This is a genomic window from Stenotrophomonas sp. BIGb0135, assembly GCF_024810105.1.
Taxonomy (GTDB): domain Bacteria; phylum Pseudomonadota; class Gammaproteobacteria; order Xanthomonadales; family Xanthomonadaceae; genus Stenotrophomonas; species Stenotrophomonas maltophilia_AB.
Genome location: NZ_JANUDX010000002.1, coordinates 79,369 through 100,443, shown reverse-complemented (window position 1 = coordinate 100,443; position 21,075 = coordinate 79,369). Strand labels below are relative to the sequence as shown.

Sequence of the window (21,075 nt, the reverse complement as noted above, 5' to 3'; positions counted from 1 at the left end):
ATTTTTCAGCCACGCACGGCGTGGCGCTACCCCGGATTCGTATCATGCTGAAGATCGACAACCTCCACGCCCGCATCGGCGGGAAAGACATCCTCAAGGGCCTGTCGCTGGACGTGAAGCCCGGCCAGGTTCACGCCATCATGGGCCCCAACGGCGCCGGCAAGTCCACCCTGGGCAACGTTCTGGCCGGCCGTGACGGCTATGACGTCAGCGAAGGCAGCGTGCAGTTCGACGGCCGTGACCTGCTGGACCTGGCGCCGGAAGAACGCGCGGCCGCCGGCCTGTTCCTGGCCTTCCAGTACCCGGTGGAAATCCCCGGCGTGAACAACACCTACTTCCTGCGCGCCGCGCTCAACGCCCAGCGCAAGGCACGTGGCGAGGAAGAGCTGGATTCGATGCAGTTCCTCAAGCTGGTACGGCAGAAGCTGGCCGTGCTGCACCTGAAGGACGAACTGCTGCACCGTGGCGTCAACGAAGGCTTCTCCGGTGGCGAGAAGAAGCGCAACGAGATCTTCCAGCTCGCCGTGCTCGAGCCGAAGCTGGCGATCCTGGATGAAACCGACTCCGGGCTGGACATCGACGCACTCAAGAGCGTGGCCGACGGCGTCAACGCGCTGCGCTCGCCGGACCGTTCGTTCATCGTGATCACCCACTACCAGCGCCTGCTCGATTACATCAAGCCGGACGTGGTGCACGTGCTGGCCGACGGCAAGATCGTGCAGAGCGGCGGCCCGGAACTGGCCCTGGAACTGGAAGCCCATGGCTACCACTTCCTCAAGGACCGCGTCGTCCCCGAGGCAGCGGTCTGATGAGCGTCCTGCTGGATTCCCTCGCCAGCGGCTTCTGCGGCAGCGACGCACGTCGCGCCGAACTGGATGCCGCCCTGCAGGCCGGCCTGCCCGGCCCGCGCACCGAAGCCTGGAAGTACACCTCGCTGCGTCAGCTCGAACGCCGCAGCTTCAGCCCCGCGCCGCTGGCGGCCGTCGAGGTCGATGCCGCGCTGCTGGCCGACATCCCGTCGCCGCGCCTGGTGTTCGTCAACGGCCGGCCGTCCGACGCGCTGAGCGACCTGGGCGCGCTGCCGGCCGGCGTGCAGCTGCAGACGCTGTCCTCGGCGCTGGCCGCCGGCGATGACGCCCTGCGCTTCCTCGGCCGTCGTTTCGAACGCAGCGACGAAGTCTTCGCCCGCCTCAACGCTGCCCTCGCCGATGAAGGCGTGCTGGTCCGGGTGGACGACGATGCGCAGATCGACCTGCCGCTGCAGCTGGTGTTCGTCAGCGTGGCCGGCGCCGCCGACCTGGCCTGGCACCACCGCCACCTGATCGAACTGCGCAGTGGCGCGGCCCTCGGCGTGGTCGAGCACCACCTGCATGTCGGCGATGCCGCGCACCTGGGCAACACCCTGGTGCACGTGCACCTGGCCCAGGACGCCGTGCTCTCGCACGCCCGCGTGCAGGCCGACGGTACCCGCGCCACCAGCCTGCTGCGCACCGACGCCGTGCTGGCCCGCAACGCGCAGTACCGCCGCATCGACCTGGAACTGGGCGCTGCGCTCAGCCGCCACGAGTTCAACGTGCGCCTGGAAGGCGACAACGCCCAGCTGACCGCCAACGGCGTGCTGCTCGGCAACGGCCGCCGCCATGTCGATACCCGCCTGGGCATCGAGCACATCGCGCGCGACACGTCCTCGGAAATGGTCTGGCGCGGCGTGGCCGCCAACCGCAGCCGCGTGGTGTTCCATGGTGGCATCCACATCCGCGCCGGCGCCGACGGCACCGATGCCAACCTGTCCAACAAGAACCTGCTGCTGTCGGCCGACGCCGAAATCGATACCCAGCCGACGCTGGTGATCGACGCCGACGAAGTGAAGGCCGCGCACGGCGCCACCGTCGGCCAGCTCGATGCCAACGCGCTGTTCTACCTGCGCTCGCGCGGCCTGGCCGCCGAGCAGGCGCAGCAGCTGCTCAGCGCCGCGTTCTGCCATGAGCCGCTGAACGCGCTCGATGCGCGCCTGACCGACCAGCTGCGCCGCCAGCTCGACCTGGCCCTGGCCCGGGCGGGCGTGGCATGAACCTGTCCACCCCGCGCCCGGCCACCGATACCGCGGTGGCCCCGGACTGGGACCGCGTGCGCCTGGATTTCCCGTTGTTGATGCGGGAAGTGCACGGCAAGCCGCTGGTCTATTTCGACAACGCCAACACCGGCCAGAAGCCGGTGCAGGTGATTGGCGCGGTCGACGAGTTCTACCGGCGCTACAACGCCAACGTCAGCCGCGCCGTGCATGCGCTGGGCACCGAGGCCACCGACGCCTATGAGGGCGCGCGCAACAAGCTGGCACGCTTCCTCAACGTGCGCCCCAGCGAACTGGTGCTGTGCAGCGGCACGACCTTCGCGCTCAACCTGGTTGCCTACTCGTGGGCGCTGCCGCGGCTGAAGGCGGGCGATGTCATCCTGGTCTCGCGCATGGAGCACCACGCCAACATCGTGCCGTGGCAGCTGGTCGCCGAACGCACGGGCGCCACGATCCGCGTGGCCGAGATCACCCCCGACGGTGCGCTCGACCTGGATGCCCTGCGCCGTGCCATGACCGCCGAGGTCAAGCTGCTGGCCGTGGCCCACGTGTCCAACGTGCTCGGCACGGTCAACCCGGTGCGCGAGATCTGCCGCGAAGCACGCAAGCGCGGCATCATCACCGTGGTCGACGGTTCCCAGGCGGTGCCGCACCGCAAGGTCGACGTGGCCGCGATCGGCTGCGATTTCTACGCCATCACCGGCCACAAGATGTGTGGCCCGACCGGCACCGGCGCGCTGTGGGCGCGCCGCGAGCACCTCGAGGCGATGCCCCCGTTCATCGGCGGCGGCGAGATGATCAAGGAAGTCAGCTTCGAGGGCACGGTGTTCAACGATGCCCCGCACAAGTTCGAGGCCGGCACCCCCAACATCGCCGGTTTCATCGGGCTGGGCGTGGCGGTGGATTACCTCGACTCGCTGGGCCTGGACCACGTGGAAGCACGCGAAGCCGAGCTGCTGGCCCACTTCAACGAAGAGCTCGGCAAAATCGACGGCCTGCGCATCTTCGGCACCACGCCGGACAAGGCGGCCGTGGTCTCCTTCCTGGTCGATGGCGCGCATTCGCACGACCTGGCGACCCTGCTCGACCTGGAAGGCGTGGCTGTGCGCTCGGGCCAGCACTGCGCGCATCCGCTGCTGCAGTACTACGGCGTGGCCGCCACCTGCCGCGCGTCGCTGGCCTTCTACAACACGCACGAGGAGATCGAGCGCTTCATCGTGGCGTTGAACAAGGTGCGCAAGCTGCTGGGCTGACGGCCACCGATTCTCGCCTACCCCGGAACGCCGCGAGAGATCGCGGCGTTCCGCGTTCAGGCGCGTTCCACCGCTACCGGCATATCGGGCGCTGGCGGTCGGCGCGACCCGGCGCGGTGACCACCAGCGTCTCGCTCGTTCCGCCGTCGCTGGCCTGCTGGCCATCCAGATAGATCACCCGCAGCGCCGCCCCCTGCCGCTGCAGCAGCATCATTGCCGCACCGTCGCCGCCATCCAGGTACCACGCCGTGCCGCGCGCGGTCATCCGCAACTGCTCCGGTGCCACGGCAGCGCCTTCGTAGCGCTGCAACTGCACGCGGCCCGGGTCGGCGGGGCCGGCAAAGGTGAGCTCGGTGCCGAGCAGGTCGCCGCTCTCCGGGTGCATGCATACATTCGAATAGATCCCCGCCAACGGGGGCGCCACGCCCGCCTGCGCGCTCGCCCCGTGCAGCACGAGCATCACCGCCATCGCCGCACGCACGCCGTCCATGCTCGCTCCTGGTTGCCCAACGTCCCGTCGCGCAGCGTCGCCCAAACGGTCGCCGCACCCGCATGCAACAATGAGATAATGCGAACACTTCTCATTTGCGCGGTTGGCAATGCTATCTCCCCTTCTTCCCACGGGCCATCCCCGCCTGGATCCGACGTGGTCGCCCCGCCTGCCCGCGATCGGTGAACGCCCTGCGCGGGCCGTGGCGGCCGGCATCACGCTGCTGGCCCATGTCGGCGTGTTCGTCGGGGTGCTCTGGACCCAGGCCTACGCCCCTGTCGCGCTGCCACCACCGCCAGCCGAACGTACCCAGCTGATCCTGCTGCCGCCGCAGGCCCCGGACGTGCCACTGGAAGACATCGTCGCCCCCACCCCCAGCACCGCCGCCACGCCGACCAGGCAAGCGCCGGAACCACCGCGCCCGCTGCCGCCCACGCCCGTGCGGGCCGCTGCCAACTGGATCATCCCGCCCCCCACCCCGCCGCAACCGCGCGTGGACGCCACGGCGCCGCAGCAACAGGAGGCATCGGTCGCCGCCGCCCCGCCCAGCCCGCCGCTGCCGACCGGCCCCAGCGAGACCACGCCCGGGCGCGACAGTTGGGAAGGCCGGGTGATGGCGCGCCTGGAGCGCTTCCGCCGCTATCCCGCTGCCGCGCGCGCACGCCGCCAGGAGGGCATCGCCCAGCTCCGGGTCAGCGTGGCCCGCAACGGCAGCCTGCTGCACCTCTCGCTGGAACGCAGCTCCGGCTTCGCGCTGCTCGACCAGGCCGCGCTGGACACCTTCCGCCGCGCGGCACCGTTGCCCGACGTGCCCGATGAGCGCCCGGCGCCGGTGGAGCTGTCGTTTCCGGTGGAGTTTTTCATGCGCTGAGCAGGCGAGCGCGCGTGACCGTCGACGCTCGGCTCGCTCGCCTGCGCGTTCTGTCGCCCACCCGCCGCCGAATGACTACCGCCCCTCCCCTGCATGGGCGCCCCCGCCTAGAATGTAGGCATGAGCACCCTGACCTTCCGATCGGCCACCGCCGCCGACATCCCCGCCCTGATCACCCTGGTCACCTCGGCCTACCGCGGCGACGCCAGCCGCGCCGGCTGGACCACCGAAGCCGACCTGCTGGACGGCGCCCGCATCGATGCGCAGGGCCTGCAGGCCGACCTGGCCAGGCCGCGTTCGACCATCCTGCTGGCCGAGCGCGATGGCCACCTGCTGGCCTGCGCGCACGTGGCCGATGACAGCGGCAAGGGCTACTTCGGCATGTTCTCGGTCGACCCCGCCCAGCAGGGCGGCGGCATCGGCAAGCAGTTGATGGACGCCGCCGAGGCGCACGCCGCGCGCGAATGGGGCGTGCCGGTGATGCAGATGACCGTCATCGACGTCCGCGACGAGCTGATCGCCTTTTACGAGCGCCGCGGCTATGCGCGGACCGGCATCAAGAAGCCGTTCCCCTACGGCGACGAACGCTTCGGCATCCCCAAGCGCGACGACCTGCGCTTCGAGATCCTGGAAAAGCCACTGGCGGCCCGCCCGTGAGCGACACCTGGACCTTCGTCTGCGCCAGCGCCGAGCTGCTGCCCGGCGAGATGAAAAGCACCTTCGACGAGGTCACCGGCACCCCGATCGTGGTGTTCAACCTGGACGGCGAGCTGTACGCCCTGGAAGACCAGTGCACCCACGATGAGTTCGACCTGTCCTCGGGCACCTTCGACACCGCCGAGGCCAGCATCGAATGCGTGCTGCACGGGGCGCGTTTCGACGTCCGCGATGGGCGTGCCCTGTGCGCCCCGGCCTACTCGCCGGTAGCCCGGTTCCCGGTGAAGCGTGAGTTCGATGGGGTCTGGACCCGCGACGACCGCGACTGAACGCCGGGCGCTTTGAAAATGCGAATCGCTAGCATTACCATGTGCGCCGCGGCCACCCGGCCGCGCCTGCCTGGTCCTTCGTGCCCGCCATCCGTTCCGCCATCGGTGTTGCTGCCCTGTGGGCCACGTTCTGCGTGGTGCTGCTGGCGGCCGGCTGGCTGAGCGGTGGCCAGACAGACGCCCGGCCCGGCCCCGCATCCCACGCCCTGGCGCTGTTGGCGGACGCGGCCGACAGTCGCTCGGGACCTGCCCTGCCGGCCCCGGCGCCGGAAGCGCCCGCCGGTGAGCCGTCCGTGCTCGAAGCAGGCGCAGACCCCGAGTCCAGCCCGGACGCCGTGAGCCCCCGCCTGCGCCGCAGCGCCTGGGTAGCCGTGGTGCCGCGGTGGCCGGCCGGTGCGCTGGCCTGGCAGCGGATGGAACCTGCGCTCAGGCTCAATCCCGGCCACGCCCCTCCCCGCCCCTGATTCCGGCACCGTGCCCTGCGCGGTGCTCGCCCACCCCCTGCGCGGTGCACGGCCGCCCCCTGTGCGGCCCACCCGTGTCTGTCCTGCCTGCAACCCGATGCCGTGCTTGCGCCGCCCCCGCGCGGCGCCGCGCCCTTCGACCTACCCGCCTTTCCGGATCGCCAACATGATCAAGAGTCGCAAGCACTCCTCCTCCCCCCGCACGGCAGCCACCCTGGCCACTGCCGGCCTGGTCACCGGCCTCGGCCTGGCGGTCCTGCCGGTCGTCGCCCACGCCCAATCCAGCGACACCGCCACGGCGCAGACGCTCGACCAGATCCATGTGCTGGGGGTGCGTGGCTTCAAGGCCGACAGGATCGCCTCGCCGAAGTTCACCCAGTCCCTGCAGGACACGCCGCAGACCATCCAGGTGATCACGCGCGACCTGTTCAACCAGCAGGGCGCCACCACGCTGACCGATGCGCTGCGCAACAGCCCAGGCGTGGGCACGTTCTACGTGGGCGAGAACGGCAACACGAACACTGGCGACAGCATCTTCATGCGCGGCTTCGATACCTCCAGCAGCATCTTCGTGGATGGGGTGCGCGACCTGGGCTCCATCTCACGCGATGTCTTCAATACCGAGCAGGTGGAAGTGTCCAAGGGCCCGGCCGGTACGGACAATGGGCGCTCGGCACCGACCGGTTCGATCAACATGGTCAGCAAGCAGGCCAACCTTCACAACGCCGTGTCGGGTACCCTCTCGGCCGGCACCGACGATCAACAGCGCGGCACCGCAGACTGGAACCAGACCCTCGGCGCGACCAGCGCGCTGCGCCTGAACGCGATGTGGCAGGACAGCGACCAGCCGGGCCGCGACCACGTCAACAACACGCGCTGGGGCATCGCGCCGTCACTGGCCTTCGGCCTGGGCACCCGCACCCGGTACTACCTCAACCTGCTGTACGTGGACCAGAGCAACGTGCCTGACGGCGGCGTCCCCACCCTGGGCCTGCCGGGCTGGACCGCGCAGCCGACCCTCGAACAGTTGGCGGGCCATCCAGTGGATCCGGAGAATTTCTACGGCACGCGCGCCGACCACGACGACGTCACCGCGAAGATGGCCACCTTCCGCATCGAACACGACATCAACGACAACGTGCGGCTGACCAACACCGCACGCTGGGGCCGTACCGACCAGGACTACATGCTGACCGCGTTCATGGGCACCGGCACGCGCGGCGCCAACGGCGCACCGACCGGCAACATCCGCTACGCCAATGCCGCCGACCTTGGCAGCTACACGATCGCGCGCAGCCTGCCGACCTTCAAGGACCAGCGGAACACCATCCTCACCGACCAGCTCAACCTGCGCGCGGATTTCGCCACCGGCGCCATCGAACACAACCTGAGCACCGGACTGGAGTTCACCCGCGAGGAGCTGGAGAGCTTCGGCCAGGCCGCCACCGGCGGCACCACCTGGTCGCCGGCCAACCTGTACGCGCCGGATTGGAACGCGACCGGCCTGACCTGGGCCCACAATGGCGCCGACAGCCGCGGCAAGACCACCACGTCCTCGGTGTACCTGTTCGATACGTTGAACATCGGCGAGAGTTTCCTGGTCACCGCCGGCCTGCGCGCCGACCACTACAAGACCGAGTACCAGAGTGCCGCTGTCTGCGGTGGCCGCGGTCCCGCCTGCGGCACCAGCCCGGTCGGCACGGTGATCACCAATCCGACGCTGGCGCATTCGGACACTCTCATCAACTGGAAGCTGGGCGCGGTGTACAAGGTGGATGACATCGTCAGCCTGTACGCCAACTACGCCATTTCCCAGCAGCCCCCGGGCGGCAGCAACTTCCAGCTGAGCAGTTCCACCAGCAGCGCCGACAACCCGCGCCTGGACCCGCAGAAGGCCAAGACGTTCGAAGTGGGCACGAAGTGGAGCTTCATGCAGGATGCCCTGGCCGTGAACCTGGCCCTGTTCAAGACCGAGGTCAGCAACGAGATCAACGCCCAGGTGCTGGATGAGGCCGGCAACCCCACCCAGACCGGCAGGAAGTCGGTGCAGGGCATCGAGTTGTCCACGGTGGGCCGCATCACCGAGAACTGGTCGCTGAGCGCCGGCTACAGCCACCTGGATACCGAGGTTGAGGAAGGCGCCAACGTCGCCGCCGATGGCACCCGCAACCTCACCTACACCCCGGGCGACACCTTCACCAGCTGGACCAGCTACACGTTCCCGTTCGGCCTCACCATCGGAGGTGGCGCGCGTTACGCCGGTTCCATGCACCGTGGCACCGATGGCGCGGTAGGCACGCCGGCGTTCACCCGCGCGTACACCGTATTCGATGCGGTCGCCTCCTATGCCGTCAACGAGCACCTGGTGCTGCGTTTGAACGCCTACAACCTGGCCGACAAGCAGTACGTGGCCGCGATCAACAAGAGCGGCTACCGTTATACCCCGGGCGCTCCGCGTTCGTTCCTGTTCAGCGCGGACTTCCGCTTCTGATGCACGGCGGCGCGGGGGCACCCCTCGCGCCGCACAAGGACCCTGCCATGCTGCTGCATGTCCCCAACGTACTGACCGCCGATGAACTGGCCTACCTGCAGCGCATGCTGGACGCGGCGGACTGGGCCGATGGCCGCGAGACCGTGGGTGCGCAGGGGGCACGGGTGAAGCGCAACGAACAGCTTCCCGACGCATCGCCGTTGAAGGGTGAGCTGGGCCGGATCGTGCTGGCGGCACTGGAGCGGCACCCGCTGTTCTTCGCCGCTGCCCTGCCGTTGCGAATCCTGCCGCCGCGCTTCAACCGTTACCAGGGCGGGGGCCAATACGGCTTCCACGTCGACGGCGCGGTGATGGTCACCGGCCCGGAAGGCCAGCGCAGCCACCTGCGGTCGGATGTGTCCTGCACCTTGTTCCTCACGCCGCCGGAGGCATATGACGGCGGCGAACTGGTGATCAGCGACACCTACGGCGAGCACGAAGTGAAGCTGCCTGCCGGCGACCTGGTGCTGTACCCCTCCAGCAGCCTGCACCGGGTCGCCCCGGTCACCCGCGGTGCGCGCCTGGCCTCGTTCTTCTGGGTGCAGAGCATGGTCCGCGACGACAGCGCGCGACGCATGCTGCTGGACATGGATAGCGCCATCGAAACCCTGCGCACCAGCGGCGCGGACGGCGCCGCGGTCCTGCAGCTGACCGGCGTTTACCACAACCTGTTGCGGCGCTGGAGCGAGATCTGAGCCAGCCCGTCGGGAGACACCACGGCTGCGCCGGCTCAATCGCAAATCATTCCCATTTGCGTCTGTAGGCGTATCTCATTACAATCGCGCCGCATTGCCATCCGCCCGCAGGTTGGCCGCTCACAGGGACGTCCATGCGCCACCCGCACCGCCACCGCAGCTTTGCCCCCGCCATGCGCGGGCAGCGTCCGGCGTTGGCGAGCGTACTGGCCTGGCTGGCACTGCTGTCGATGCTGTTCACCGGCCTGCCGGTGCTGGAGCGGACCCTGCCCGGCGGCGCCGCGCGGGTGCTGCACCTGCCGGCGGAAGAACGCCCGGCCGGCGGTGGCGACACCGCGGTGCAGGAAGAAAGTCCGGCCAAGCCGCGGCGCATGGCCGGTACCCGTGCCGCCACTGCCCCGCTGCCACCGCACCCGCACCCCCTCGCGTCGCTGGATGCGTTGATGGCCATGCAGGTGGCGCTGCCACCGCGGGTATCGCCCGCCATCGATTCGGCACCGGCCACGCCGTTGCCTGCCGCCCCCGGGTTGCGCGTCCAACGCGGCCAGGCGCCGCCGCAGGGCTGATCGCCGGCATCGCCTCGTCGATGCCGCCCACCGCCTGCCTGCCCGCCCCGCGGGCGCTCTCCTGATCTGTTGCGCGTGTCACGGCCTGCCGGCCGTGCCTGCATGCGTCCGTTCGCTTTCCTTCGAGGTTATTGCCATGGCCCAGCGCCAGCGTCGTCGCACGTCCCTTTCCCGGTGCTCGCTGAGCATCGCCCTGCTCGGTGCGCTCAGTGCACCCGCCTTCGCCAACGGCGCCGCCGCGCCGACCACGCTGGACAAGGTGGTGGTCACCGCCGCCGGCTTCGAGCAGAAGATCGCCGATGCACCGGCCAGCATCAGCGTGATCAGCCGCGAGGAACTGAGCAAGCGCCCGTACACCAGCCTGGTGGATGCGCTGCGCGACGTGGAAGGCATCGACGTGGGCATGGAACCGACCGACAAGAACGGCCGTGCCACCATTTCCATGCGTGGCATGCCCTCGGACTACACCCTGGTGCTGATCGACGGACGCCGCCAGAGCAACGCCGGCAACCTGTACCCCAACAACTTCGGCGGCGGCCAGTTCTCGTACATGCCGCCGCTGGATGCGATCGAACGGATCGAAGTGGTGCGCGGCCCGATGTCCACCCTGTACGGCTCGGACGCCATGGGCGGGGTGATCAACATCATCACCCGGCGCAACCAGGCCGAGTGGCGCGGCGCGGTCACCCAGGGGTTCACGGTGCAGCAGGACGACCAGTTCGGTGACGCGCGCAGCACCGATGTCTACCTGAGCGGCCCGCTGCTCAAGGACCGCCTCGGCGTATCGGTACGCGGCAGCTATTACGACGCCAAGGCATCCAATCCGGCGTGGGATGACCTGCCGCTGCCGGACGGCACCCTGTGGTCGCGCGAGATCGGCTTCGGTGCCGGCGGCAAGGCGGTGGCCAACACCAACTGGAACGCAGGCATGCGCCTGAACTTCATGGTCAACGACGACCACGAACTGTGGCTGGACTACGACGCGTCGCGGCAGAAGTACGACAACAGCGAAGGCCAGACCGGCACGTTGGACAGCCTGGCCAGCCTGTGGCGCGTGGGCAATGCGACGGTCCGCAATCCCAACGGCCCGGGCAACATCACCCGCCGCGTGGTGCAGCCGCGCGTGGGCTACACCGCCTACCAGCGCTATGAGCGCGACCAGTGGGCGCTGACCCACCAGGGCCGTTATGGATTCGGCACCTGGCAGACCACGCTCACCCATATCACCAGCAACAACCTCGGCCGCTCGCTGCCGCTGACGCTGGACGAACGCGCCGAGCTGCAGGGCCTGTGGAACGACGTCTGCCGTCGCACCGGCGCCGCCGCCAACTGCGCGGCCGGCGCACGCAACGGGCTGGGCGCACTCAACGCCGCCGAGCTGGCGCGCCTGCAGGCCTTCCTGCCGCGTCCGCTGCGCACCATGGAACTCAAGGGCAACGTGCTGGACACGATGCTCGACCTGACCTTCGGCGCGCACAAGCTCACCGTCGGCGGCCAGTACAACGACACCGACATGATCGACGGCGTGTTCGGCATGGATGGCGCCGGCTACAAGAACAACGTGAAGCAGCAGCACCGCATGTGGGCGCTGTTCGCCGAGGACAACTGGTCGCTGACCGACAGCCTGACCGCCACCGTCGGCGTGCGCTACGACGACCACAACATCTTCGGCAGCCACGTCAGCCCGCGCGCCTACCTGGTGTGGAACGCCAACGCTGCCTGGACCGTCAAGGGCGGCGTCAGCACCGGTTACAAGACCCCGCGCCCGGACCAGCTGTTCCCCGGCATCGTCGGCTTCGGTGGCCAGGGCGTCACGCCGCTGGTCGGCTCGCCCAACCTCACGCCGGAAACCAGCACCAACTACGAAATCGCCGCGTACTACGAAGGCGATCGTTGGGGCTTCAACGTCACCGGCTTCCTCAACAGGTTCGATGACAAGATCGCCAGCGGCGGCACCTTCGCCAACTGCGAAGTGGCCCCCAACGATGGCAGCTACTGCGTGGACATCGGGCCGGGCTGGGCCGAGCTGGGCTACAGCACCTTCGGCCAGAGCGTGAACATCGACAAGGCCGAAACCCGTGGCGTGGAAGCGGCCGCCCAAGTCGACCTGCTGGACACCCTGCAGCTGCGCGGCAACTACACCTGGACCAGGAGCGAACAGACCAGCGGCAGCGGCAAGGGCCTGCCGATCACCGGCAACCCGGCCAGGCACATGGCCAATGCCAGCCTGAACTGGCAGGTCAGCGAAGCGGTCAGCCTGTCGCTGATCGGCGAAGGCCGCTACGACCGCTACCGCGACACCCTGGTCAGCAACGTCGGCGGCGTCAGCAGCTCGCAGACGCGCTATTACGAGGACTACACGATCTTCCACCTCGGCGGCAGCTGGGACATCACCCCATGGCTGACCGTCAATGCGCGGGTCAACAACCTGTTCGACAAGGACTTCGTGTCACAGTCGTGCGTGTTGATCAGCGACAGCGACTACAACTGCGTGGACGATTACGCGACCAAGGACCAGCGCCGGAGTTACTGGATCTCGGTGAACGCGACGTTCTGAGGGCGACGGCGACCGCCGAGGGCCGGCGGAATGCCGGCCGGGGCGGTGGGGCGCCGCATTGAGAGCAAGAGCAAGAGCAAGAGCAGCCGAGCGCGGCTCGGCTCTACCAGGGCTGCGCGCACGGCCGACTGGGCCGCGCCCCGGAGCGGGCGTTCAACCGCTGCGCGGGTGACTGGCTGCGCCGCGCGTCGGAGCGGGCGTTCAACCGTTGCGCGCATGACCGGCTGGGCCGCGCCGCAGAGCGAGCGTTCAACCGCTGCGCGCATGACTGGCTGGGCCGCGCCCGGAGCAGGCGTTCAACCGCTGCGCGGATCACCGGTAGTGCCGAGCCATGCTCGGCAGCCCTCAAGAAAAAAACGGCACGGCCCCCTACTTGCCCGCGCGCACCGTCCCACGATCGGGAGACGGCGATCATGGGTCCACGGCACCGTCGTTCGCAAAGGGTCGGACGCACGCGACCGATTGCACCGCCGCCCGCGGCGGGGCCGCGCCGCGGGCCTTGCAGCACCAGCAAGAGCAAGAGCAGCCGAGCGCGGCTCGGCTCTACCAGGGCTGCGCGCACGACCGGCTGGGCCGCGCCGCCGAGCGGACGTTCGGGCGCTGCGCGGATCACCGGTAGTGCCGAGCCATGCTCGGCAGCCCTCAAGAAAAAAACGCCACGGCCCCCTGCTTCCCCGCGCGCACCGTCCCACGATCGGGAGACGGCGGGCATGGGTCCACGGCACCGTCGTTCGCGATGGATCGGACGCATGCGACCGATTGCACCGCCGCCCGCGGCGGCGCCGCGCCGCGGGTGCTGCGCGGATCACCGGTAGTGCCGAGCCATGCTCGGCAGCCCTCAAGAAAAAAACGACACGGCCCCTGCTTCCCCGCGCGCACCGTCCCACCGTCGGGAGACGGCGGGTATGGGTCCACGGCACCGTCGTTCGCCAGAAATTGCGAACCATTCTCATCAATGGTGTAATTCGCCATTCAAATCCCAATGTCGTGACCGTGGCCACTCCCCTTTCCAGCGTGCAGCAGCAACAAAGTCGCGGCTTCTGGCTGCGCACCCTGCACCAGTGGCACTGGATCAGCTCGGCCGTCTGCCTGATCGGCATGCTCCTGTTTGCCGCGACCGGCATCACCCTCAATCACGCCAGCAGGATCGAAGCCACGCCCCAGGTCGTCAACCGGCAGCTCACGCTGCCCGCGCCCGTGCTGGCCTCGCTCGGCGAGCGTACCGACGGCCAGGCGCCCCTGCCGCGTTCCGCCAGCCGCTGGCTCGACGACCAGCTCGTGATTTCCATCGGCCGCCGCCCCGCCGAGTGGTCCGACGGCGAGGTCTACCTGTCCATGCCCAGCCCCGGTGGCGACGCCTGGTTGAGCATCGATCGCGACACCGGCGCCGTCGAATACGAGGCCACCACGCGCGGCTGGGTGTCGTATTTCAACGACCTGCACAAAGGCCGCAATGCAGGCCCGGCCTGGGGCTGGTTCCTGGACATCTTCGCCGTCGCCTGCCTGGTGTTCTGCATCACCGGCCTGTTCCTGCTGCACCTGCATGCCCGCCAGCGCCGCATGACCTGGCCGCTGGTCGGCCTGGGCCTGATGGTGCCGCTGCTGATCGCGCTGATCCTGATCCACTGATTCGTACTTCCACCGTTCGTCCTCCACGGAGCCGCACCATGCGCGTTACCCTGACCATCGCCCTGAGCGGCCTGCTGGCCACCTCCCCGGCCTACGCTGCCACCCTCGACATCAACGTCGAAGTGCCCAAGCTCACCGTTGCCGAATACCATCGCCCGTACGTGGCGGTGTGGCTGGAAGGGGCCGACCAGAAGGTCGCCGCCAACCTCTCGGTCTGGTACCAGCAGACCGGCAACAGCGAAGGCCATGGCACCAAGTGGCTGCCCGACCTGCGCCAGTGGTGGCGCAAGAGCGGCCGCACCCTGGACGTGCCGGTGGATGGCGTCACCGGTCCCACCCGCCCGGCCGGCAAGCAGGCGCTGTCGTTCAACGACAAGCAGCCCGCGCTGAAGGCACTGGCGCCCGGCAATTACACGCTGGTGGTGGAAGCGGTGCGCGAGGTCGGTGGGCGTGAACTGGTCAAGATTCCCTTCACCTGGCCGGCCACCAGCATCCAGAACGGCAAGTCCCAGGGCAGTACCGAACTGGGCCTGGTTACCCTGACCGCCAAACCCTGATCCACCGCCCGCCCTCCACGGCGGGTAGCATCGGCCACTCGGCCCCCTGTCCACTGACGTTGTCCCTTACATGGAGTTGTTGATGAAGCGCTCGCTCGTCCTAGCCGCCGCCCTGGCCGCCGCACTTCCGTTCTCCGCCCTGGCCCACAAGGCCTGGTTGCAGCCCTCGCAGACCGTGATCGCCGGTGAAAAGCCGTGGATCACCGTGGATGCGGCCGTGTCCAACGACCTGTTCTACTTCAACCACGTGCCGCTGCGCCTGGACAGCCTGGTCATCACCGCACCCGATGGCACCATCGTGCAGCCGCAGAACGCCTCCACCGGCAAGTTCCGCAGCGTGTTCGACGTGGAGCTGACCCAGCAGGGCACCTACCGCCTGGCGTCGGTCAGCACCGGCCTGTCGGCCACCTGGGAAGAAAATGGCGCGCCCAAGCGCTGGCGCGGCACCCCGGCCACCTTCGCCAACGAAGTGCCGAAGAAGGCCAAGAAGCTGGAGGTCGCGCAGTCGGTCAACCGCATCGAAACCTTCGTCACCAACGGGACCCCGAACGCCACTGCGCTCAAGCCGACCAAGCAGGGCATCGAGATGATCGCCCTGGGCCATCCCAACGACCTGGTCGCCGGTGAACCGGCCCGCTTCCGCGTGCTGGTCGATGGCAAGCCGCGCGCCGGCCTGGAATTCGAAATCACCCGGGGCGGCACCCGCTACCGCAACGCGCAGGACGAGATCAAGGTGACCAGCGACAAGAAGGGCGAGTTCAGCATCACCTGGCCGGAGGCCGGCATGTACTGGCTGGAAACCAGCAGCGAAGACAAGAAGGCCTCGCTCAAGCAGGCCAAGAAGCGTCGCCTGAACTACGTTGCCACGCTGGAAGTGCTGCCGCAGTAACCGCCCACCGCGGTTGCCGCGCAGTCCCGCAACAACGCTACGCCGTTGACCGGCCCCCTTCCACGCGAAGGGGGCTTTTTACCCCCGAGATGCCGGCAATCGGGTCGACCCGGCCCCTATGCCCACCCCATGAACAACGCAGATCTCGACATCGCCAGCCTCGGTGGCCACACCATGGGCACCACCTGGCAGGTAAAGCTGGTGGTCGCGCGTACGCGCGACCTGCATCCGCTGCACGCGGGCATCCAGGCCCGGCTCGACGCCATCGTGGCGCAGATGAGCACCTGGGAAGCCGGTAGCGATATCTCCCGCTTCAATCGCGCCGAGGCCGGCAGCATGCAGCCGGTCCCGCCGCTGTTCGCGCAGGTCCTGGACGCCGCGCTGGACATCGCCGCCCGCAGCGGTGGCGCCTTCGATCCCACCGTCGGCCCGTTGGTCGCACTGTGGGGTTTCGGCGCGCATGCGCATGCCCAACGCATTCCCACCCCCGCCGCGCTGTCCGCCACCCGCGCCCGCTGCGGCTGGCAACGCCTGCACTGGCAGGACGGCAACCTGCAGCAACCCGGCGCGGTCGCGCTGGACCTGTCGGCGATCGCCAAGGGCTTCGGCGTCGACCAGGCCAGCCAGTGGCTGCGCGCACAGGGCGTGCGTGCCGCGTTGGTGGAAGTGGGCGGCGAACTGCACGGCTACGGCCGCAAGCCCGATGGCCAGCCCTGGCGGGTGCTGGTTGAAGCCGGCCCCGAAGAAAGCGCCTTGGCCGACCATCCCCCGCGCGTGCTGGCCCTGGAGGATCTGGCCGTGGCCACCTCCGGTGACCGCTGGCACCACTTCGACCAGGACGGCGCACACTTCAGCCACACCGTGGACCCGCGCACCGGCGCCCCGGTGGACCATGCCGCCGCCGCGGTCAGCGTGGTCGCGCGCCACGCCATGCAGGCGGACGGCTGGGCCACCGCGCTGACCGTGATGGGCCTGGAGCAGGGCCTGGCCTTCGCCCGGACGCACGGGCTGGCGGCGCGCTTCGTCAGCCGCGGCGCGGACGGCATCACCGAACACATGAGCCCGGCCTTCGAGCACCTGCTCGCTGCCGCATCGGCGTCGCCCGCATGACCCGCCCCTCGCGCGCCACCCTCGGCAACCTGCTGGTGATCGCCCTGCTGGCGGTACTGGCCGGGCTGCTGCTGCGCCTGCACCTGCAGGAGCGCTGGTGGCAGGGCGCGCCGCTGGCCTCGCACTGGCGCATCGCGCTCGGCAGCGTGTTGGCGTATGCCGGGCTATGCGGGATGATCTGGTGGCGCGGGCGAGCACGCGATGACCGTCGCGGCAGCGATGGTCAGGCCCCATTGCTGCTGGTCTGGGCCAGCCAGACCGGCTTTGCGCGGCACCTGTGCGACCGCAGCGCCGAGGCCCTGCGCGCGGCCGGCATGCCGGTGCGCATCCGAGGCCTGCACCAGGTCGATGCCGCGACGCTGCAGCGGGCCTCGCAGGTGTTGTTGATCGCCAGCACCACCGGCGAAGGCGACGCCCCCGACCACGCGCTGCCGTTCCTGCGCGGCGCGATGGCGCAGCCCCTGGCGTTGCCGCACGTGCAGTACGGCGTGCTGGCGCTGGGCGACCGCAGCTACGGCCATTTCTGCGCGTTCGGGCACCAGCTCGATACCTGGCTGCGCCAGCGGGGCGCGCACCCGCTGTTCGATACGGTCGAGGTGGACAACGCCGACCCGGCCGCACTGCGCCACTGGCAGCAACTGCTGGGCCAGCTCGGCGGCGACGCCACCGACCTGCCCGACTGGACCCCGGCCGACTACCTGCCGTGGCGGCTGCGCAGCCGCGCGCTGGTCAATGCCGGCAGCCCGGGTGCGCCCACCTGGCAGGTGGCGCTGGTCCCCGCCGACGGCATCGTGCCGTCATGGCAGGCCGGTGACGTGGTCGAGATCGGCCCGCGGCATGCGCCGAGTGCCGTCGATGCCTGGCTGGCCGACGCCGCGCTGGACGGCGCGCAGGTGATCGACGGCGACACCTTGCACGCGCATCTGTCACGCGCGCACCTGCCCACCGCCGAAGAAATGCGGGCCGCCGACACCGGCGCCCTGGTGGCCGCATTGCGTCCGTTGCCGCATCGCGAATACTCCATCGCCAGCATGCCCGATGAGGGCCAGGTGCAATTGCTGCTGCGCCGCCAGCTGCGTCCGGACGGCACCCCGGGGCTGGGCAGCGGGTGGCTGTGCGACCACGCCGCCCTGGGTGGGCAGATCGACCTGCGCTTCCGCAGCAACCCCAACTTCCACGCGCCGGCCCACGATGCCCCGCTGATCCTGATCGGCAACGGCACCGGCATCGCCGGACTGCGCGCGCACCTGCGTGCACGCATCGCGGCCGGCGCACGACGCAACTGGCTGCTGTTCGGGGAACGCACCGCCGCCCACGATTTCTACTTCGGCGACGAGCTGACCGCCTGGCACCAGGCCGGCTGGATCGAGCGCCTGGATACGGTGTTCAGCCGCGACGGCGGCGAACACCGCTACGTGCAGGATCGTCTGCAGGCCCACCTCGACACCCTGTGGGAATGGTCGCGCCAAGGCGCCACGCTCCTGGTCTGCGGCAGCCTGCAGGGCATGGCCCCGGCGGTGGATGCGGTGATCGAGCAGGCACTGGGACGCGACGGCAAGGAAGCGTTGATCGTCGCAGGTCGCTACCGTCGCGACGTGTACTGAGGGCAACGGCGAACGCATTGCCCTGCACCGGGGCAACCTTCGACCGCGGGCATGCCCCCACCGAACAAGGTGCAGGCTACCGGCAGTCGATCGGGAGGCGACGCTACCGGGGGCTCAGCCGGATCGCGAGCAGTTCGCCACCGCCGCGCAACGCGAATCGCGTGCGCGCGCCGGCGGCCAACCAGGCGGTGTCACCCGCCTCCAACGGCGGCAAGCCGGCGTCACCCTCGAATTCGGCCTGGCCAGCCAGCAGGTGGATCGCCCACGCCGTCGTCGGCTCGGTGAAAAAGAACATGCTGCCCACCAACGGTCGGTGCAGCAGTTCGGCGTCGACCAGGTCGCGTCGCCACATCAGGTTGAAATCGTGGGTCAGGCCGTCGACCAGCTCGCCACCGACCTGCGCCTCGCCGGCAAAGCGCAGCCGGTCGTGCGGTGGCAGCAGTGTGTGCACGGCGCCATCGGCAAACCGCAGACGCAGCCCTTCGCCACGCAGCAGCACCAGTTCGCGCTCGACCCCCGGGAAGCTGGAAAACGCCGCGTCCTGCTCGATCTCGGCAATCGACAGCCGCACCTGCCAGGCATCGGTGTCGGGCACCCGCAGGATTTCGCGGGTCCAGCCCAGCCCGTTGCGCCAGCGCTCGCGGCGATACTCGACACTCGGAATGACGCGCGTGGCCGCGCCCAGGATGGCATCAGTCGACATGCCGCCAGTGTGCCTCAGTACGCGCTCAGCCGGGGCTGGCGGCGCAGTCCGCGCCGAGCAGCTGCGAACGCGCCAGCCACTCCTTGTCGGGGTAATAGGCAAATACCAGCGCACCGCCACGCAGGCTGTCGATGAGCGGCCTGGCCACCGTCAGGCGCACCGCAGGGCAGCCCAGGCTGCGCCCCAGCCGGCCCTGCAGCCGGGCCATCGTCGGGTTCACGTAGGGCGCGCCGTGGATCACGATGGCGCGATCGCGGGCATGGTCGTTGAACCCTGGTTCCAGGCCTTCCAGGCGCAGCGAATAACCGTTGCCGCCCATGTAGGTTTCCCTGGCGGTGAACGCGCCCAGGCTGGACATGAAGCTGCCATCGCGGTTGGAGAAATGTTCGGTCTGGTTGCCGCCGCTGTTGCGGCCATGCGCCACCCACTCCTCGAACAGCAGCTTCTGCCGGGCCAGGTCGAACACCCACATGCGCTGTTCGGTGGACGGGCGCGAGTAATCGATCACGCTCAGCCGGGTCGGGTCGATGCCCAGCTCCGGCCGCCGCAGCGCGCAGGTCATCGCCTTGGCCGCCAACTGCAACACCTTGCGGTCGGCACCGGGGGCGGCGCGCGCGAGCATGTCGGCCATCTGCGCCGCCGGCAGCGCCGCAGGCGCGGCCGCCGAGGCGGCATGGGCCGCCTGCGCGGCGGCCGCCGAGGCGGCATGGGCCGCCTGCGCGGCGCCCGCCGACGCGGCCAACGCCAACGCACACAGGGCAACTCGGGAGATCGGGGACACAGGCATCGACGGCGTACCGGCAGGACCAATCCCTACAAGGTGGACCCGCCGGCGTCCGATTCCAACACCGGTTGCAGGTTCTGTTCATCGGCCACCGGGCGAACCGCCGGCAGGCTCGTCACCAGCAACGTGGTACCCGGCACCAGCGCCTGGTACAGCTGCTCGGCAAAGGCCGGCGGCAGCGCCATCGGCAGGCTGGGGGTGGCCAGCAGGTCGGGACTGGCGTTGCCCGCGCTCTGCCCCAGCAGCGGATAGGCGGTCCACTTGTGCAGGCGCTGGTGCGCGTCCAGCGGGCTGGGCACGTCCGAATAGCCCTGCTGCATCACGAACAGCGTGGTGCCTTCGAAGGCCGGCAATGCCTTGGCCTGCAGCCGCGATTCACCGATCAGCACGCCGTCGCGCAGCACGTACAGGCGCTGGTCGTGCAGGCTCACCAGGATGCCGACCTGCCCGCTCGGCGCAGCCGCGTCGTTCCAGTAGTGGTCGGGCGCATCGGTGGTCTCCAGCAGCGGCTTGCCGGTGCTGTTGACCGGCGCCAGTACCGCCGGATAGGCCAGCGTCATCGGCGCGCTCTTGGCATCGGCCACCACCACCGTGTCGCCGCGCTGGGTCGCACTGAACAGCTTCTGCGCGAACGCCTGCGGCAGCCGCACGCACCCGTGCGAGGCCGGGTGCCCCGGCAGATTGCCCCCGTGCAGGGCGATGCCGTCCCAGGTAAGCCGCTGCATGTAGGGCATCGGCGCGCTGTTGTAGAGGTTGGACTTGTGGTCCTTGTCCTTCTGCAGAATGGTGAACACGCCGGTCGGGGTTTCGTGGCCGGTCTTGCCCGAGCTGATCGTGCTCAGGCCGATGGCGATGCCGTTGCGATACACATAGGCGCGCTGCTCATCCAGGCTGACCACCAGCACGATCGGGCCAGCCGGCGAGATTTCCGGATGCCACAGGAATTCACCGGGCTTGAGATCGGTGGGACCGCGCGGCGCGGCAACGGCCGTATCGGTGGCACTGCTGGCGGGCGGGGTCGCGGCCGTCGCAGCGCAGGCGCCGGTGGCGAACAAGGTGGCCAGGGCCAGGGTGAGCAATGCGCGGCGTGGTGCCATGTGGTTCATTCCATGCAGTAATGCGACGACGCTACACCAACGCACTGCATGAAACAGGTGTTGGCGCGCGCAGGCAGACGCCCATAAAGAAATTGCCCGGCCACGCATCCCTGCGCAGTACCGGGCAATCATCACATCCTTGTCGGCTTCCCGCCTTCCCCCTGTGCATCCTGCCCAGTTTGGGTGCCGGCCATGCTCCCTGCACTCGGCCGAATATCG

The 21,075-nt window shown here is 69.3% G+C and carries 19 protein-coding genes; 15 read left to right on the top strand and 4 right to left on the bottom strand.

From position 1 onward, the window contains the following. Positions 1-44 precede the first annotated feature (44 nt). From sufC to M2421_RS04885, 3 genes are read left to right on the top strand one after another with little or no spacing between them, the layout of a single operon-like run. Positions 45-809, top strand: a complete 765-nt coding sequence (sufC, locus tag M2421_RS04895) for a Fe-S cluster assembly ATPase SufC (protein ID WP_259203738.1) — start codon at positions 45-47, stop codon at positions 807-809. Next, complete coding sequence (gene sufD / locus M2421_RS04890; protein WP_259203737.1) at positions 809-2,071, top strand: Fe-S cluster assembly protein SufD; 1,263 nt, start codon at positions 809-811, stop codon at positions 2,069-2,071. Before sufC ends, sufD begins: the two co-directional genes overlap by 1 nt. Next, positions 2,068-3,324 (top strand): cysteine desulfurase, encoded by a 1,257-nt coding sequence (locus M2421_RS04885; protein WP_259203736.1) that lies wholly within the window; start codon positions 2,068-2,070, stop codon positions 3,322-3,324. Before sufD ends, M2421_RS04885 begins: the two co-directional genes overlap by 4 nt. 73 nt (positions 3,325-3,397) lie before the next feature. On the opposite strand, the gene M2421_RS04880 is transcribed toward M2421_RS04885, so the two are convergent. Further along, on the bottom strand, positions 3,398-3,814 hold the full coding sequence (locus M2421_RS04880; protein ID WP_259203735.1) for a hypothetical protein: 417 nt from the start codon (positions 3,812-3,814) through the stop codon (positions 3,398-3,400). A 109-nt stretch (positions 3,815-3,923) separates the two neighbouring features. Between M2421_RS04880 and M2421_RS04875 the strand changes: the two genes are divergently transcribed. The 12 genes from M2421_RS04875 (at position 3,924) to M2421_RS04820 (ending at position 18,272) form a co-directional block, all read left to right on the top strand. Beyond that, the gene (locus M2421_RS04875; RefSeq protein ID WP_259203734.1) at positions 3,924-4,685 is read left to right on the top strand and encodes an energy transducer TonB; all 762 of its coding nucleotides are present in this window, start codon (positions 3,924-3,926) and stop codon (positions 4,683-4,685) included. Between the two features lie 120 nt (positions 4,686-4,805). After that, positions 4,806-5,342 carry a GNAT family N-acetyltransferase gene (locus M2421_RS04870; RefSeq protein WP_259203733.1) on the top strand — a complete coding sequence of 179 codons (537 nt, stop codon included), beginning with the start codon at positions 4,806-4,808 and terminating at the stop codon, positions 5,340-5,342. Then, positions 5,339-5,671, top strand: a complete 333-nt coding sequence (locus M2421_RS04865) for a non-heme iron oxygenase ferredoxin subunit (protein WP_259203732.1) — start codon at positions 5,339-5,341, stop codon at positions 5,669-5,671. The genes M2421_RS04870 and M2421_RS04865 overlap by 4 nt, the downstream gene beginning before the upstream one ends. A 630-nt stretch (positions 5,672-6,301) precedes the next feature. Continuing rightward, a complete protein-coding gene (locus M2421_RS04860) occupies positions 6,302-8,626 on the top strand; it encodes a catecholate siderophore receptor Fiu (protein WP_259203730.1) in 2,325 nt (774 codons plus the stop codon). A gap of 47 nt (positions 8,627-8,673) precedes the next feature. Next, positions 8,674-9,360, top strand: a complete 687-nt coding sequence (locus tag M2421_RS04855) for a Fe2+-dependent dioxygenase (RefSeq protein WP_259203729.1) — start codon at positions 8,674-8,676, stop codon at positions 9,358-9,360. 134 nt (positions 9,361-9,494) lie between these two features. Further along, positions 9,495-9,926, top strand: coding sequence for a hypothetical protein (locus M2421_RS04850; RefSeq protein WP_259203726.1), 432 nt, complete (start codon positions 9,495-9,497; stop codon positions 9,924-9,926). Between the two features lie 136 nt (positions 9,927-10,062). Next, positions 10,063-12,483 carry a TonB-dependent receptor gene (locus M2421_RS04845; protein WP_259203724.1) on the top strand — a complete coding sequence of 807 codons (2,421 nt, stop codon included), beginning with the start codon at positions 10,063-10,065 and terminating at the stop codon, positions 12,481-12,483. A 30-nt stretch (positions 12,484-12,513) separates the two neighbouring features. Beyond that, positions 12,514-14,112: a PepSY-associated TM helix domain-containing protein gene (locus M2421_RS04840; protein WP_310439348.1), complete on the top strand. Its 1,599-nt coding sequence runs from the start codon at positions 12,514-12,516 to the stop codon at positions 14,110-14,112. Between the two features lie 38 nt (positions 14,113-14,150). Then, positions 14,151-14,669 (top strand): DUF2271 domain-containing protein, encoded by a 519-nt coding sequence (locus M2421_RS04835; RefSeq protein ID WP_259203721.1) that lies wholly within the window; start codon positions 14,151-14,153, stop codon positions 14,667-14,669. Positions 14,670-14,751: 82 nt separating this feature from the next. Beyond that, the gene (locus M2421_RS04830) at positions 14,752-15,558 is read left to right on the top strand and encodes a DUF4198 domain-containing protein (RefSeq protein ID WP_259203719.1); all 807 of its coding nucleotides are present in this window, start codon (positions 14,752-14,754) and stop codon (positions 15,556-15,558) included. A gap of 129 nt (positions 15,559-15,687) precedes the next feature. Then, positions 15,688-16,668: an FAD:protein FMN transferase gene (locus M2421_RS04825; RefSeq protein ID WP_259203718.1), complete on the top strand. Its 981-nt coding sequence runs from the start codon at positions 15,688-15,690 to the stop codon at positions 16,666-16,668. Next, positions 16,665-18,272, top strand: a complete 1,608-nt coding sequence (locus tag M2421_RS04820; RefSeq protein ID WP_259203717.1) for a sulfite reductase subunit alpha — start codon at positions 16,665-16,667, stop codon at positions 18,270-18,272. Before M2421_RS04825 ends, M2421_RS04820 begins: the two co-directional genes overlap by 4 nt. A gap of 103 nt (positions 18,273-18,375) precedes the next feature. On the opposite strand, the gene M2421_RS04815 is transcribed toward M2421_RS04820, so the two are convergent. From M2421_RS04815 to M2421_RS04805, 3 genes are all read right to left on the bottom strand, one after another. Then, the gene (locus M2421_RS04815; protein ID WP_259203716.1) at positions 18,376-18,975 is read right to left on the bottom strand and encodes a HutD family protein; all 600 of its coding nucleotides are present in this window, start codon (positions 18,973-18,975) and stop codon (positions 18,376-18,378) included. A 25-nt stretch (positions 18,976-19,000) separates the two neighbouring features. Further along, positions 19,001-19,606 (bottom strand): murein L,D-transpeptidase catalytic domain family protein, encoded by a 606-nt coding sequence (locus tag M2421_RS04810; RefSeq protein WP_259204879.1) that lies wholly within the window; start codon positions 19,604-19,606, stop codon positions 19,001-19,003. 182 nt (positions 19,607-19,788) lie between these two features. Continuing rightward, positions 19,789-20,856, bottom strand: coding sequence for a L,D-transpeptidase (locus M2421_RS04805; protein WP_259203715.1), 1,068 nt, complete (start codon positions 20,854-20,856; stop codon positions 19,789-19,791). Between the last annotated feature and the right edge of the window lie 219 nt (positions 20,857-21,075).

Bases quoted from the DNA above. Each gene is read 5' to 3' on its own strand.
- sufC (WP_259203738.1), top strand. From the start codon at position 45: ATGCTGAAGATCGACAACCTCCACGCCCGCATCGGCGGGAAAGACATC.
- sufD (WP_259203737.1), top strand. From the start codon at position 809: ATGAGCGTCCTGCTGGATTCCCTCGCCAGCGGCTTCTGCGGCAGCGAC.
- M2421_RS04885 (WP_259203736.1), top strand. From the start codon at position 2,068: ATGAACCTGTCCACCCCGCGCCCGGCCACCGATACCGCGGTGGCCCCG.
- M2421_RS04880 (WP_259203735.1), bottom strand. From the start codon at position 3,814: ATGGACGGCGTGCGTGCGGCGATGGCGGTGATGCTCGTGCTGCACGGG.
- M2421_RS04875 (WP_259203734.1), top strand. From the start codon at position 3,924: ATGCTATCTCCCCTTCTTCCCACGGGCCATCCCCGCCTGGATCCGACG.
- M2421_RS04870 (WP_259203733.1), top strand. From the start codon at position 4,806: ATGAGCACCCTGACCTTCCGATCGGCCACCGCCGCCGACATCCCCGCC.
- M2421_RS04860 (WP_259203730.1), top strand. From the start codon at position 6,302: ATGATCAAGAGTCGCAAGCACTCCTCCTCCCCCCGCACGGCAGCCACC.
- M2421_RS04855 (WP_259203729.1), top strand. From the start codon at position 8,674: ATGCTGCTGCATGTCCCCAACGTACTGACCGCCGATGAACTGGCCTAC.
- M2421_RS04850 (WP_259203726.1), top strand. From the start codon at position 9,495: ATGCGCCACCCGCACCGCCACCGCAGCTTTGCCCCCGCCATGCGCGGG.
- M2421_RS04845 (WP_259203724.1), top strand. From the start codon at position 10,063: ATGGCCCAGCGCCAGCGTCGTCGCACGTCCCTTTCCCGGTGCTCGCTG.
- M2421_RS04840 (WP_310439348.1), top strand. From the start codon at position 12,514: ATGCCGGCCGGGGCGGTGGGGCGCCGCATTGAGAGCAAGAGCAAGAGC.
- M2421_RS04835 (WP_259203721.1), top strand. From the start codon at position 14,151: ATGCGCGTTACCCTGACCATCGCCCTGAGCGGCCTGCTGGCCACCTCC.
- M2421_RS04830 (WP_259203719.1), top strand. From the start codon at position 14,752: ATGAAGCGCTCGCTCGTCCTAGCCGCCGCCCTGGCCGCCGCACTTCCG.
- M2421_RS04825 (WP_259203718.1), top strand. From the start codon at position 15,688: ATGAACAACGCAGATCTCGACATCGCCAGCCTCGGTGGCCACACCATG.
- M2421_RS04820 (WP_259203717.1), top strand. From the start codon at position 16,665: ATGACCCGCCCCTCGCGCGCCACCCTCGGCAACCTGCTGGTGATCGCC.
- M2421_RS04815 (WP_259203716.1), bottom strand. From the start codon at position 18,975: ATGTCGACTGATGCCATCCTGGGCGCGGCCACGCGCGTCATTCCGAGT.
- M2421_RS04810 (WP_259204879.1), bottom strand. From the start codon at position 19,606: ATGGCCGACATGCTCGCGCGCGCCGCCCCCGGTGCCGACCGCAAGGTG.
- M2421_RS04805 (WP_259203715.1), bottom strand. From the start codon at position 20,856: ATGGCACCACGCCGCGCATTGCTCACCCTGGCCCTGGCCACCTTGTTC.